This is a genomic window from Paraburkholderia sp. CNPSo 3274 (assembly GCF_024206475.1).
In the GTDB taxonomy this organism is placed as follows: domain Bacteria; phylum Pseudomonadota; class Gammaproteobacteria; order Burkholderiales; family Burkholderiaceae; genus Paraburkholderia.
The window spans coordinates 1-12,448 of record NZ_JAMBPR010000090.1 but is presented as its reverse complement, the minus strand read 5'-3'; the positions used below and the strand labels follow the sequence as shown (position 1 = coordinate 12,448).

Here is a 12,448-nt window from a genome sequence, read left to right as displayed (position 1 = left end):
CGCCGTTCAGCTCAGGTTGACGATCATTCGCTCGAGAAGACGTTTGACAGTTGCGACTTCGTCCATCGTGAAGCCGAGAAGCTGTCGGTTGCTCGTTTCGACGATGTGCGGCAGGGTCTCGCGCAGCAATTGACGACCATTTACCGTCAATGCGAGTTCGACGCTGCGTCTATCGGAAATGCTTCGGATTCGCTCGATCAATCCGCGTTTCTCCAGAGAGTCGAGCTTGCGGGTCATGGCGCCACTGTCCGCGAGAAGGATGCGGCAGAGCGCCGTGGGCGTGCGCGCGCGCGTCGTAGAGCGCTTTCAGGATGCCCCACTGGAGCGCGGAAAGTCTGCTGGCGGCGAGCTTTCGGTCGATTTCGCTGCCGAGCAGCAGGTGAACCAGATTCATCTTGAAGGCCACGCTTTCTTCCGTTCGGTATTCCTCCGGGGCCAGCATTCTTGCTGGTTCGGCACCGGCGAAGTCATGCGCCAGGCTGGGTGAGTCAACGAGGTTCATCGGGTGCCTGCCAAAAAAGTATCTGCAATTCGAGGCAACTATATGCACGCCATTCAAAATATGCAACGACCAGCGAGGTGTGGTTTTCCCCATGTTGCGGCTGGACGACCCTCTGCGCGACGATTCGCACGCGTCTTTCGTATCTCAATCGCGAGGGGGAAATCTTGTCTGCACTTGCTGTGATGAGTGACATGGCGTTGCCGGTCACAGTAGAAGACGTGAGCGCGCACTGGCTTACGTCCGCACTCGCGTTCCGCTGTCCGGGCGTGGAAGTGATTTCGTGCAGCCAGGTAGCCGTGCTGCCTGGCACGTCGACGAAAGTGCGCGTGGCGCTCGAATACAACGATGTGGGCAGGGCGATGGCGTTGCCATCGCGCATGATCGTGAAAGGCGGCTTTCAGGATCACAGCGAGTCCATGAAGGATATGTACCGTAACGAAATGCGGTTCTATCGCGAGGTTTTGCCATTCATAAATATGAATGCGCCGAAATGCTTCTATGCGGGCGCGGATCCCGATCACTGGCAATCCATCGTCGTGATGGAAGACCTTGAGCAGCGCGAGGCTCGCTTTTGCAGCGCGCAGCGACCGCAAAGCTATGAAGAGGTGGAGCGTCGTTTGAGTGCGATGGCGTGCTATCACGCACAAACCTGGAACAGTTCGGAATTCAAAGCGGGGGGCTGCTTCGATTGGGTGGGGGAGCGCTTTTCAGACTGGTCGCTGGAATATCAGAATCGCTATCTGGTACCGGATGTGTGGGCTCACTATGTCTCGCTGCCAAGAGCGGCTGCTGTGAGCCGGTACTTGCATGACCGCGACTGGATGGTGGCGGCCCTCGCAGACATTGCTTGCCAGCACAAAGGCAGGCCCGTATGTCTCATTCACGGCGATACGCATTTGGGCAACTTGTTCGTTGAGCCCGACGGCACGCCAGGCTTTTTCGATGCTCAGGTCAGCCGGGCGCCTTGGAGCCTTGAAGTTGCCTATCACATAGGCTGCGCGCTCGATATCGAAGATCGTCGCGCGTGGGAGCGGCCTCTGCTCGAACACTATTTGTCGCGACTAGTAGCTGGCGGTGTCGAGGCCCCTACGTTCGACGAAGCGTGGGAGGACTATCGACGCGACCTCGCATACGGCTACTTCATCTTCGCCATCAACGAGACACGCTTCCAGACGGAGGCGGTGAACACGGCCTACGCGGCGCGCTTTGGCGCGGCATTGGTGGATCACGGCAGAGTCGGTCCGGGTGGTGCGACAGGCCGATAATGCAACCATTTGTTGCATTATCGGCCTCATGAGACTAAGCTTGGCTGAAAATGCCGCCTGAGCCCGCGCGAACGCTTTGGGTGGCGAGCAACATACCTCATTCGATTACAGCATGCCTTCTCCAAAAGTCTTTTATCAGCGTTTGAGCGGCAAGATCGCGATCGTCACCGGCGCAGGGTCGCTCGGCCAGGGTTACGGCACGGGCAAAGCCATTGCGTGCCTTTTTGCGGCGGAAGGCGCTTCGGTTTGCCTCGTCGATCAGCAGTATGAGAGGGCGGCTGAAACGCTCGCATTAGTTACCGAATCTGGCGGACAGGGGTTCGTCTGTACCGGCGACATCACGGACGCCGCCGTGTGCGCGCGCATTGTCGAAGAGACCGTTGAGCGATATGGCGGCCTGGACATACTCGTGAACAACGTCGGAATATCGGGTGCGCCGGGACGGTTGCAGGACATCGACGAAGCGTCGTGGGACCGTGTGATGGATGTGAACCTGAAGAGCGCGTTTCTGATGAGTCGGAGTGCGGTGCCGCACATCGTGGCGCGCAGAGGCGGAGCAATCGTCAACATCAGTTCGGTTGCTGGCATACGCAGCCACGGGTCGGCCGCGTACGGCTCGTCGAAGGCCGGTATGGTTGCGTTCACGCGGGAGTTAGCGGTGATGTACGGTCGCGATCGTGTGCGCGCCAACGCCATCGCGCCGGGGCATATCTTTACACCCATGGTGCAGAGCATGCTCAACGAAACGGCGCGCGAGCGCCGCCGCAAGATTGCGCCGCTCCCACTGGAAGGGGACGCGTGGGATGTTGCGTCTGCCGCGCTCTTTCTCGCGAGCGATGAATCGCGGTTCATCACCGGCACATGCTTGCCGGTGGACGGCGGCGTAACGGAGGTCGCGGCCCTTGCCGCATATGATCTGGTTGGACAATAGTTGGAGCGCATGCGCTGAGCCATGCGCGCGCCATTCTGTTGTGTTGCTTTCCGGGCGGGGTTTTCTGGTAACTTAGCGTTGCCGAAATGACCCCGCTACAGGAACCGGCACCTGTATGGCGCTGACGTGAGCTGCAGAGTTACTGGCCACGTCATTTCGCCCATGGCTCGTTACGAGCATTCGCCATCTGGCACGCGGGTCTTGACCGATCGACGATGGTATGGGTGCTCGCAAGACTGCCGATTCGCTTTTTGCCGCTCTCGCGGACGCTGGCCGACGACAGTTGTTGGCGCTGCTGAGCGCGGGTGCGCAAAGCGCCCCTGCGCTGGCGCGCGAATTGAACATATCGCGCGCCAGTGTGCTCAGTCACCTGGGCGCACTGAACGAGGCGGGCTGGGTCGACGTGGTTCATGACGACAGCGGCGAGGCGCTCTACTCGAAGCGCGCGCACGCCGAAGCACAATTCCTCGCGGAGTGCGTTGCGTTGCAGACAGCGGCAAGCCCCCAGGCAGGCGACGCCCTGGACGCTCAAGCCGCGGCATGGGCGCGCGAATGGCCAGCCGAAGACGCTAACGTCTATCTTATCGGGCAACGACTGCTTCGACTGTCGACGCACATAGACCGGGCGCTCAAGGAGGCCGCCGCGAGCCAGGGCGTACTGGCTGCCGAGTTGTTGCTGCTGGACGCGCTGCTGGTTTCGGGGCCGCCATATACGCAGTCGCCGACACAGCTTCAGAAGCCTCTGGCAATGACGCTTGGCGGCATTACGAAGTGCGTTAGCCGTCTGGAGCAGATGGGCCTGGTGGAGCGAACGCCGGACCCCGCGGACGGACGCGGGATTCTTGTGCGAATGAAGCCGCGAGCGCGCAAAGTTCTGGAAAATATTCTCCGTGAAGGGACATACGGAACCGACTGGGTGGCATCCAGCCATATGGCGCCCGAACGGCGTGCTGCACTCTCGATTCTATTGCGCGAACTCCAGCTTTATGCCGATGCGGAGACCGCACGCAGAAGCGACGAACGCGCCTGATCCTTCTCGTCCATCATCTGCCGTGTCTAGATGTCAGGTCACGCTTTGTAGCACTTCGCTACGCAGGCCACAGCCACAAGCAGGTCTCACGCCGGCATTCTTCGCCAGCTACTTCCTTCATCTTTCCTTGCACCCGATTCGCGCGGCCGTGATCGACTGCATGCGTCGCCTATCTTCTCGCCGTGCAACTGCCTGGCGGCACTACGCGCGGAATCGGATTTTCCGCGCACTCTCCGTAAAAACACCTGGTGGAATTCAATTACTTTCCCAGTAAAGTAAATTCAGTTGTTCGATATGAGCAGGACGTTCATGCCAAACGGAGATGCGATCGATGAAAGCTGCGTATTTCACGAAGGTAGGTTCACCGCTGGAAGTTAGGAGTCTTGCAGATCCAGCTCCGGGTGTTGGTGAAGTCGTGCTGAAAATTCACCGCTGCGGGATTTGCGGATCGGATCTTCACATGACAGACGGACACGCACCGCACTTCACCCTTCCGGAAAACTCGACACTGGGTCATGAATTTGCCGGGGAGGTCATTGCGGTTGGAAAGGGTGTAGAGAAACTAAAGATCGGAGATCCTGTAACGGCGCTCCCGTTCGCGGGATGCGGCCATTGCGTCACCTGTCTTGCGGGAAGGCCAAACTTTTGTGCAGAGTTCAAGGGAGCCGCAGCTGGCTTTGCACAGTACGCGGTCGTCGCGGAGCGCGTCGCAACGAAGCTTCCCAGGACGCTGAGCATGGAAGACGGCGCGCTCATCGAACCGATGGCGGTTGGCTTGCACGGCGTTGCGCTCGCGAAACTGACGCCGGGCACAAAGGTGCTGGTGATAGGCGCCGGCCCCGTAGGGCTTGCTGCAATTTTCTGGGCGCGGCGGCTCGGCGCGGGTCGCATCGTTGCGACCGCGCCCTCACGCCGCCGCGAGGCGCTCGCGAGGCATATGGGCGCCGATGTGTTCGTCGTGCCGGAAGCGGGGCAGGATCTTGCGGTCATGGCCGCCGATGCACTTGAAGGCGCACCGGACCTCGTATTCGAATGCGCGGGACAGAAGGACCTGATTGCGCGGGCGATTCACTGTGTCAAGCCGCGGGGCGACGTCGTGGTGCTTGGCTTCTGCACGGTCCCCGATCAATTCGTTCCTGCCGCGGCGGTGTGGAAGGAAGTACGGATCCAGTTCGCCGTCACGTACAGCATGCAGGAGTTCGCGTACGTCGCAAATGTGTTCGACGCGGGCCACGTCGAACCTCGGATGATGATTACCGATCGCATCTCGCTTGACGCCCTGCCAGACGCCTTCGAAGCACTGCGCAATCGTTCGACGCAATGCAAGGTCATGGTGAACCCATGGCTCAACTAAAATCGTGGAGGGACTATCTCTCCAAGCTCGCCGAGGCTGAGCGCTTGCTCGAACTGACCGAAACACCTGACGACCCTCAAACGCGGGCTGATTTATATCGTCAGTTCCAGATGAATCTCGCGCTTGCTTACTTCGTCTACTTCCAGTCCGATCCTCTCTATCCGGACTGGCTGCCCTTTCTGAACTCGGTATTCATGCTGCAGCCGAATCCCGACGACACGTACTACGTCGCTCCGCTGCGTGGCGGCCTGCGATACCGGCTTGTTGGGGAGCGCGGCAGCGTGCATCTGCTGACGCTCGATATCGGCCGCGGCATCATGGGCACCACCGACGAGCTTCATCCGCCGCTCGGTCAATTCGATTTCGACGATTTGGAGATCGACGGCGACGGACACTTCGAGGTGCTGTTGAGCGCGCAACGACCTGCCGACTATGATGGAAACTGGCTGCCGCTGCACGGCGAAGCCGACTTTGCGATGCTGCGCCAGCGTTCCTATGCGTGGGGTGAGGAGCGCGACGCACGTGTCGCCATCGAGTGCCTTGATGCGCCGCTAGCAAAACCGCCGATGGGGCATGAGGAGATCGCGCGGCGCACCGGCGAGCTGATGGACTATGCGGGCCGATTGTCGCGCCGCTGGCTTACGCATATGCAGCAACTGCGTGCGCGTATCAAAACAAATGAATTCGAGTTTTTTGCTTTCGGCGGTGGTCTCGCGAAGCAGGCTTATTGGCAGGCTATTTTCGACTTTGAGCCTGACGAGGCATTGATCCTTGAAACGGCTTTGCCGCAGACGCACCGCTATTGGAACGTGCAATTGAACGACGCGCTTTTCAATACGCTCGACTTTATCGATCATCAAAGCAGCCTCAACGGGTATCAGGCGCACGTTGACGACGACGGTCGCTTTCGCTCTGTGATCGCTCATCGCGATCCAGGCGTGCCGAACTGGCTCGATACCTGCGGCACGAATCGGGGCACTGCGATAGGCAGATGGTATGCGTGCAGTTCGGAGCCTGTTCCGACGCTCAAACGTGTGCGATTGGCCGACGTGCGCGAGCATCTTCCGGCGCATACCCCCTTCGTTGACGAGAGCGAGCGTGAGAAGCGTCTGCGGGAACGACGCATCGGTGCGCAGTTGAGACGGCGTTGGTAAGCGTACAAATGGCTTTGAGGAGGATACCCCATGTCATTGCCTCAACGGTTTACGGGCGCTGAGGATGCGTTGCACGCCGCCGCGAGTGGCGCTACGGGCCTGAGTGATTTCGGAGTCGGCCCAGAGTACATGCCGGGCCTGAGGCAGCTTTTGATCGCCCTCGACGAAGACGGTCCACGCTTTGTGCCCGGAGGACGCGAGTTCGTCTGGAATGCATTGGTCGGCGCACTGGTCTCCCGACTGGTGCTCGTGGAAGGCCTACGCAACCATGCCGACATCTTGAAGCGAGTGCCGCGACGGCCCCTCGTCATCACGGGAATACCGAGAAGCGGTACGACGGCGCTACATAAGCTGCTCTCGGTGGATCCTCAGTTCCAGGGGCTGGAGAAATGGCTGACGGTCTTTCCGCAGCCCCGCCCCCCACGGGAGACGTGGGGCGATCATGCACAGTTCCAGGCGAGCGCAGCCGGGCTCGAAGCCTTCTTTAACGCCGCGCCTGAAATGCGCGCGGCGCACAACATCGTGGCCGATGAGGTGGATGAATGCCTCGAGATCCTCAAGCAGGGTTTCTGCAGCAACCTCTGGGGGTCGTCGTTCCGCGCGCCCCAATACGATGGCTGGTGGCGCGAACAAAGCGAGTTGCCCACATATCGCTACTTCGCGAAGGCCATTGCCCTGATCGGCGCACGCGATAGCGAGAAGACGTGGCTGTTGAAGAATCCAGGCCACATCATGCAATTGCCGGCGCTCTTCCAGGTTTTTCCCGATGCTTGTGTCGTGCAGACGCACCGCGATCCGATGCAGGCATTACCTTCGCTCGCGAGTGTACTGACGATGGCGCGACGCATCTCCGAAGGCGCGCGAGTCGACAAACACGAGATAGGCCGGCGGGAAGTCGAGAACTGGGCGCGCGCCACCGAAGCAGCAATCGAGGCGCGTACACACTTACCGAAGAAGCAGTTCATCGATATCCGGCAGACGGACTTTCAGGCCGATCCAATCGGCACGGTAAGGCGGATCTACGGTCATTTCGGCTTTACGTTGAGCGCGGCAACGGAAGATGCGATGCGTAAGCGCGTCAAGCAGAGCCCCGAGCGCGCTCATGGTGCGCACGGCTACACCCCCGACGAATTCGGTCTTGCATTGGGGGCGATCAGGGAGCGTTTCTCCCGCTACATGACCACCTATGGACTCGACAGATGAAGACTCCTTCGCTTTCGCCGTTTTCCGGCTTCCTTCAGATTGCTTATGTCACGACTGACGTGGACGAGGCGATTGCACGCTTTGCCGCCGAACACAACGTTCCGGCATGGGCGCGATTGCCGGGTATCGAAATCGAGTCCATGGGTGGGCGCCATTGCAAGCTGAACATCGCGCTAGCGTTTGTCGGACAGACGCAACTGGAGTTGATCGAACCGCTCTCGGGCGACGATAGTATCTACCGCGATGCGTTGCCTCAAACCGGCTTCGCCATTCGCCACCATCACTTCGCCCAGTTGATCGAAAGCGAAGCCGATTTCGAAACGCAGCGTGAGGAAATGGCTGCGAGAGGCGTACCCATCGTCGTCGACGGCCAGTCGCCGGGCGCCGCCCGCTACTTCTACACGGATCACCGCGCCACGCTGGGTCACTATATCGAGCACATCTGGTATACGCCCACCGGCCTCAAAGGAATGGAACAGTTGCCGCGCAATGGGGCGGCGCGATGAACGTACTCGTCGAGACTCTCACGTTAGATGACGATCATCGTCTCGCGGCTCGCATCGCGACGGCGGCCGGCGCCGCGCTGAACGCGATACGCGCATCGGCGGTGCTTGGCGGGAAACCGCTGGGTGCACTCGGCGACGCTACGGCGAATGAACTTATCGCGCGGATGATTGCCCACGTACGCCCTGATGACGGTTTCCTCTCCGAAGAATCCGCGCCGGATCCGAAGCGCCTAACTTGCGATCGTGTGTGGATCATCGATCCGCTCGACGGCACTCGCGAGTATGGAGAGCATATCGAAGGGCGCAACGACTGGGCGGTCCATGTCGCGCTAGCTGTCGGAGGCAATCCGGACGCATGTGCGGTCGCGCTTCCGGCTTTGGGGATGACGTTTTCAACCGGCACGCCGGCAACCCTGCCCGCAGCGCCACGAGGGCAGTTGAAGATTCTCGTTAGCCGCACGCGGGCGCCTGAACTGGCCCGGAAGGTTGCGCAGCGCCTGAACGCTGAACTCGTGCCGATGGGCTCGGCAGGCGCAAAGGCAATGGCGGTCGTGCGTGGGGAGGCGCATGCCTATCTCCATGCGGGTGGTCAATACGTATGGGATTCGTGCGCACCGGTCGGTGTCGCGCTCGCTGCCGGCCTTCACGCGAGCCGCATTGACGGAAGCCCGTGCATCTACAACGGCGCAGACGCCGCAATGCCTGACCTGCTCATTTGCCGGCGCGAGATCGCGGAATCGATACTGGCCGCTATCGCGGCCTCGCGGTGAATCGCCCTTCTTGAAGGACCTTTCATGCCTACATTGACTCACCTTCGGCGGCTCGAAGCCGAAAGCATCCATATCATGCGAGAAGTCGTTGCAGAGGCAGAGCGCCCGGTGATGCTTTATTCGATCGGCAAGGACAGCGCTTGCATGCTCCATCTCGCGAAAAAAGCGTTTCATCCCGCCCCGCCACCGTTTCCACTGCTGCACGTGGACACCACGTGGAAGTTTCAGGACATGTACGCGATGCGCGATCGCATGGCACGTGAGTCGGGAATGCAATTGATCGTTCACCAGAACCCCGAAGCCAAGGCACTCGGAATCAACCCATTCGATCACGGATCGCAAGTCCACACCGACGTTTGGAAGACTCAAGGTCTGAAGCAGGCGCTCGACAAGCACGGTTTCGACGCGGCCTTTGGTGGAGCACGTAGAGATGAAGAAAAGTCGCGCGCAAAAGAACGTGTTTTTTCGTTTCGTAGTGCAACACATCAATGGGACCCGAAGAACCAAAGGCCTGAGCTATGGCGCCTGTATAGCGCACGCAAGAACAAGGGCGAGTCGATTCGCGTGTTTCCGATCTCGAACTGGACCGAGCTTGATATCTGGCAGTACATTTACCTCGAGAATATCCCGATCGTGCCGTTGTATTTTGCAGCGCAACGTCCGGTAGTGCGGCGCGACGGGGTGCTCGTCATGGTCGACGACGACCGCATGCCGCTCGAGCCCGGCGAAAGGCCAGAGCAGAAGATGGTTCGCTTCCGCACGCTTGGCTGTTACCCGCTGACCGGTGCGGTGGAGTCGCACGCCACGACTTTGACGCAAATTATTCAAGAGATGCTCCTGACGACGACCTCCGAGCGGCAGGGCCGCGTCATCGATCATGACGGGGCGGCATCGATGGAGAGAAAGAAGCAAGAGGGGTACTTCTGATGGCACACGTCTCCGACCTCATTGAAACTGACATTGAGAGGTACTTGAAGCAGCACGAAACGAAGAGCCTTCTTCGATTCATCACATGCGGGAGCGTAGATGACGGCAAGAGCACACTGATCGGCCGTTTGCTGTACGAGTCGAAAATGCTGTTCGAAGACCAGCTCGCGGCGCTCGAGGCTGATTCCAGGAAAATGGGTACACGGGGCGGCAAGATAGATTACGCGTTGCTGCTGGATGGTTTAGCCGCCGAGCGCGAGCAGGGCATTACGATCGATGTCGCCTACCGGTTTTTCTCGACCGATCGCCGCAAGTTCATCGTTGCCGATACGCCAGGGCACGAGCAGTACACGCGCAACATGATAACGGGCGCGTCGACGGCCGATCTGGCCATTATCCTGGTCGACGCCCGTAAGGGCGTGCTGCAACAAACGCGCAGACACAGCTATCTTGTGTCGTTGATTGGTATCCGCAATGTGGTGCTCGCGGTCAACAAGATGGACCTCGTCGATTATTCGCGCGAACGATTCGAAGAAATTTCGCGCGAGTATGGTGACTTCGCAGAGAAGATCGGGATTCAAGGGGTAGTGGCCATTCCAATCTCCGGTGTGAACGGCGACAACGTCGTAGCGAAAAGCGATAGGACTGCGTGGTACGACGGCCTTTCATTGATGCATCTTCTCGAGACTGTCGAGATCGATGAGGCGCGTTTGCAGGAACAGCCCTTACGCTTCCCGGTCCAATGGGTCAACCGTCCCAACCTCGATTTTCGTGGCTTCGCTGGAACGATTGCATCCGGCGCGGTGCGTGTGGGGGAGCGCATACGGATACATCCCTCGGGGCGGGAGAGCGCCGTGGCCCATATCGTGACGGCGGATGGCGACCTCGACGTGGCCTACGCTGAACAGTCTGTCACGCTCGTGCTCGCTGACGAAGTGGACGTATCTCGCGGCGACCTGATTTCCTCGGTCGATTCCCCCGCGCAGGTTGCCGACCAGTTTGAAGCAACACTGGTGTGGATGAGCGACGAGCCTATGCTGCGCGGACGTAGCTATTTGCTCAAGATCGGCACGCGGACCGTTACGGCAACCGTATCGCCATTAAAGTACAAGGTGAATGTCAATACGCTCGAACATGTGGCCGGCGAGAGGCTGACTCTGAACGAAATTGGTGTTGCGGAAATTGAGCTTGACCGCGCGATTGCTTTCGACCCATACGAGCAAAATCGCGAAACTGGCGGTTTCATTGTGATCGACCGCATGACCAACAACACGGTTGGCGCAGGCATGTTGCGGTTTGCGTTGCGCCGCGCAAGCAACATCCACTGGCAGACCCTGGAGGTCGACAAACGCGCACGACGGGTGCTGAACGGGCATCAAAGCGGCGTTGTTTGGCTCACCGGACTATCAGGAGCGGGAAAATCGACCATCGCCAATCTGCTGGAGAGGCGCCTGCATGCAATGGGCAAGCGCACGTATTTGCTCGATGGCGACAACGTCCGGCATGGGTTAAACAAGGATCTGGGATTTACGGCTGAAGATCGAGTGGAGAATATCAGGCGCGTCGCCGAGGTGGCGAAGTTGATGGCCGACGCGGGCGTGATCGTGATCACTGCCTTCATTTCGCCGTTCCGTTCTGAGCGAGGCATGGCTCGCGAGCTTTTGGAAGACGATGAATTTATTGAGGTTTTCATCGACACCCCACTCGAAGTGGCTGAACAGCGCGACCCGAAGGGACTGTACAAAAAGGCACGCCGCGGCGAGTTGAAGAACTTTACCGGTATCGATTCGCCCTACGAGCGTCCGCTAAACCCAGAAATGCGCATCGACACCACGAGCACTCCCCCTGAAGCGGCTGTAGAAGCGATCTTCGACAAACTCCAGGCAATGGGTTTCCTTGACGTGTCCCGAGGCATGCCGCTCTGAGCCGGCGACTGCCGTGCGCATGGGCGCGCTCGTCCATGTAGCGCCGTTACCACCTCCTCGCGTTCATATTGTTATACGACATTCATTTATATATACTCCTCGCTGTCACTTACGGGAAATGCTGGAAGCGATTCCCGTGTTGACGGCGCCCTCAACGGGCGAGAGTCCAATGAGCATGGCGACGCTACGAGGTCAGGGAGAGAGTGGGGATGGCGGAAGGGAATCAGCGAGGATACGGCCCACGCGAGTCGATGGAATACGACGTGGTGATCGTCGGTGGTGGCCCCGCCGGGCTGTCTGCCGCGATCCGCCTGAAGCAGCTGGCCGCGGAAAAAGGCGCTGAAATCGGCGTTTGCGTGCTGGAGAAAGGCTCGGAAATCGGGGCGCATATCCTCTCGGGCGCGGTCATGGATCCGCGCGCCTTGAATGAGCTGATTCCGGACTGGAAAGAACAAGGCGCACCGCTGAACGTGCCCGTCACCGAGGACAAGTTCCTTTTTCTTTCCGAAACGGGGGCTAAATCTGTGCCGAACTGGGCGCTGCCCGACAACTTCAAGAACCACGGCAATTACGTCATCAGCCTCGCGAATGTCACGCGCTGGCTGGGCCAGCAGGCCGAGGCGCTGGGCGTGGAAATCTTCCCCGGCTTTCCGGCCGCCGAAGTGCTCTACAACGACGATGGCTCGGTCAAGGGCGTCGCCACCGGCAACCTGGGTGTCGGCAAGGACGGCGAGCCCACCGGGAACTTCCAGCTCGGCATGGAGCTGCACGCGAAGTACACGCTGTTCTGCGAAGGCTGCCGCGGGCATCTGGGCCGCCAGCTCAACGAGAAGTTCAAGCTCGGCAAGGATTCGGATCCGCAGGTCTACGGCATCGGCATC

13 protein-coding genes are annotated in these 12,448 nt (G+C 59.7%); 12 read left to right on the top strand and 1 reads right to left on the bottom strand.

The features are described from left to right. Window positions 1-6: 6 nt before the first annotated feature. A complete protein-coding gene (locus tag M3I54_RS37850; protein WP_254344972.1) occupies window positions 7-237 on the bottom strand; it encodes a MarR family winged helix-turn-helix transcriptional regulator in 231 nt (76 codons plus the stop codon). On the opposite strand from M3I54_RS37850, the gene M3I54_RS37845 reads away from it, so the two are divergent. The 12 genes from M3I54_RS37845 to M3I54_RS37790 form a co-directional block, all read left to right on the top strand. Continuing rightward, window positions 236-487 carry a hypothetical protein gene (locus M3I54_RS37845; RefSeq protein ID WP_254344971.1) on the top strand — a complete coding sequence of 84 codons (252 nt, stop codon included), beginning with the start codon at window positions 236-238 and terminating at the stop codon, window positions 485-487. The genes M3I54_RS37850 and M3I54_RS37845 overlap by 2 nt on opposite strands. Before the next feature lie 197 nt (window positions 488-684). Beyond that, window positions 685-1,767: an ecdysteroid 22-kinase family protein gene (locus M3I54_RS37840; RefSeq protein ID WP_254344969.1), complete on the top strand. Its 1,083-nt coding sequence runs from the start codon at window positions 685-687 to the stop codon at window positions 1,765-1,767. A gap of 112 nt (window positions 1,768-1,879) precedes the next feature. Then, on the top strand, window positions 1,880-2,698 hold the full coding sequence (locus M3I54_RS37835; RefSeq protein ID WP_254344968.1) for an SDR family NAD(P)-dependent oxidoreductase: 819 nt from the start codon (window positions 1,880-1,882) through the stop codon (window positions 2,696-2,698). Window positions 2,699-2,918: 220 nt separating this feature from the next. Then, window positions 2,919-3,728, top strand: coding sequence for an ArsR family transcriptional regulator (locus M3I54_RS37830; RefSeq protein WP_302059305.1), 810 nt, complete (start codon window positions 2,919-2,921; stop codon window positions 3,726-3,728). A gap of 331 nt (window positions 3,729-4,059) precedes the next feature. Continuing rightward, window positions 4,060-5,082 (top strand): alcohol dehydrogenase catalytic domain-containing protein, encoded by a 1,023-nt coding sequence (locus M3I54_RS37825; protein ID WP_254344966.1) that lies wholly within the window; start codon window positions 4,060-4,062, stop codon window positions 5,080-5,082. 44 nt (window positions 5,083-5,126) lie between these two features. Then, window positions 5,127-6,236: a DUF1214 domain-containing protein gene (locus M3I54_RS37820; protein WP_254344965.1), complete on the top strand. Its 1,110-nt coding sequence runs from the start codon at window positions 5,127-5,129 to the stop codon at window positions 6,234-6,236. 30 nt (window positions 6,237-6,266) lie between these two features. Beyond that, complete coding sequence (locus M3I54_RS37815; RefSeq protein WP_254344963.1) at window positions 6,267-7,439, top strand: sulfotransferase; 1,173 nt, start codon at window positions 6,267-6,269, stop codon at window positions 7,437-7,439. Next, complete coding sequence (locus M3I54_RS37810) at window positions 7,436-7,945, top strand: VOC family protein (protein ID WP_254344961.1); 510 nt, start codon at window positions 7,436-7,438, stop codon at window positions 7,943-7,945. The genes M3I54_RS37815 and M3I54_RS37810 overlap by 4 nt, the downstream gene beginning before the upstream one ends. Then, window positions 7,942-8,715, top strand: a complete 774-nt coding sequence (locus M3I54_RS37805) for a 3'(2'),5'-bisphosphate nucleotidase CysQ (RefSeq protein ID WP_254344960.1) — start codon at window positions 7,942-7,944, stop codon at window positions 8,713-8,715. Before M3I54_RS37810 ends, M3I54_RS37805 begins: the two co-directional genes overlap by 4 nt. A 24-nt stretch (window positions 8,716-8,739) precedes the next feature. Continuing rightward, a complete protein-coding gene (gene cysD / locus M3I54_RS37800) occupies window positions 8,740-9,642 on the top strand; it encodes a sulfate adenylyltransferase subunit CysD (RefSeq protein ID WP_254344959.1) in 903 nt (300 codons plus the stop codon). Beyond that, window positions 9,642-11,567 (top strand): sulfate adenylyltransferase subunit CysN, encoded by a 1,926-nt coding sequence (cysN, locus tag M3I54_RS37795; protein WP_254344958.1) that lies wholly within the window; start codon window positions 9,642-9,644, stop codon window positions 11,565-11,567. The genes cysD and cysN overlap by 1 nt, the downstream gene beginning before the upstream one ends. A gap of 209 nt (window positions 11,568-11,776) precedes the next feature. Beyond that, window positions 11,777-12,448, top strand: a 672-nt coding sequence (locus tag M3I54_RS37790; protein WP_254344957.1) for an NAD(P)/FAD-dependent oxidoreductase, incomplete at its 3' end; no start/stop codon positions are given.

Bases quoted from the DNA above. Each gene is read 5' to 3' on its own strand.
- cysD (WP_254344959.1), top strand. From the start codon at position 8,740: ATGCCTACATTGACTCACCTTCGGCGGCTCGAAGCCGAAAGCATCCAT.
- M3I54_RS37830 (WP_302059305.1), top strand. From the start codon at position 2,919: ATGGGTGCTCGCAAGACTGCCGATTCGCTTTTTGCCGCTCTCGCGGAC.
- M3I54_RS37850 (WP_254344972.1), bottom strand. From the start codon at position 237: ATGACCCGCAAGCTCGACTCTCTGGAGAAACGCGGATTGATCGAGCGA.
- cysN (WP_254344958.1), top strand. From the start codon at position 9,642: ATGGCACACGTCTCCGACCTCATTGAAACTGACATTGAGAGGTACTTG.
- M3I54_RS37825 (WP_254344966.1), top strand. From the start codon at position 4,060: ATGAAAGCTGCGTATTTCACGAAGGTAGGTTCACCGCTGGAAGTTAGG.
- M3I54_RS37805 (WP_254344960.1), top strand. From the start codon at position 7,942: ATGAACGTACTCGTCGAGACTCTCACGTTAGATGACGATCATCGTCTC.
- M3I54_RS37840 (WP_254344969.1), top strand. From the start codon at position 685: ATGAGTGACATGGCGTTGCCGGTCACAGTAGAAGACGTGAGCGCGCAC.
- M3I54_RS37815 (WP_254344963.1), top strand. From the start codon at position 6,267: ATGTCATTGCCTCAACGGTTTACGGGCGCTGAGGATGCGTTGCACGCC.
- M3I54_RS37810 (WP_254344961.1), top strand. From the start codon at position 7,436: ATGAAGACTCCTTCGCTTTCGCCGTTTTCCGGCTTCCTTCAGATTGCT.
- M3I54_RS37835 (WP_254344968.1), top strand. From the start codon at position 1,880: ATGCCTTCTCCAAAAGTCTTTTATCAGCGTTTGAGCGGCAAGATCGCG.
- M3I54_RS37845 (WP_254344971.1), top strand. From the start codon at position 236: ATGGCGCCACTGTCCGCGAGAAGGATGCGGCAGAGCGCCGTGGGCGTG.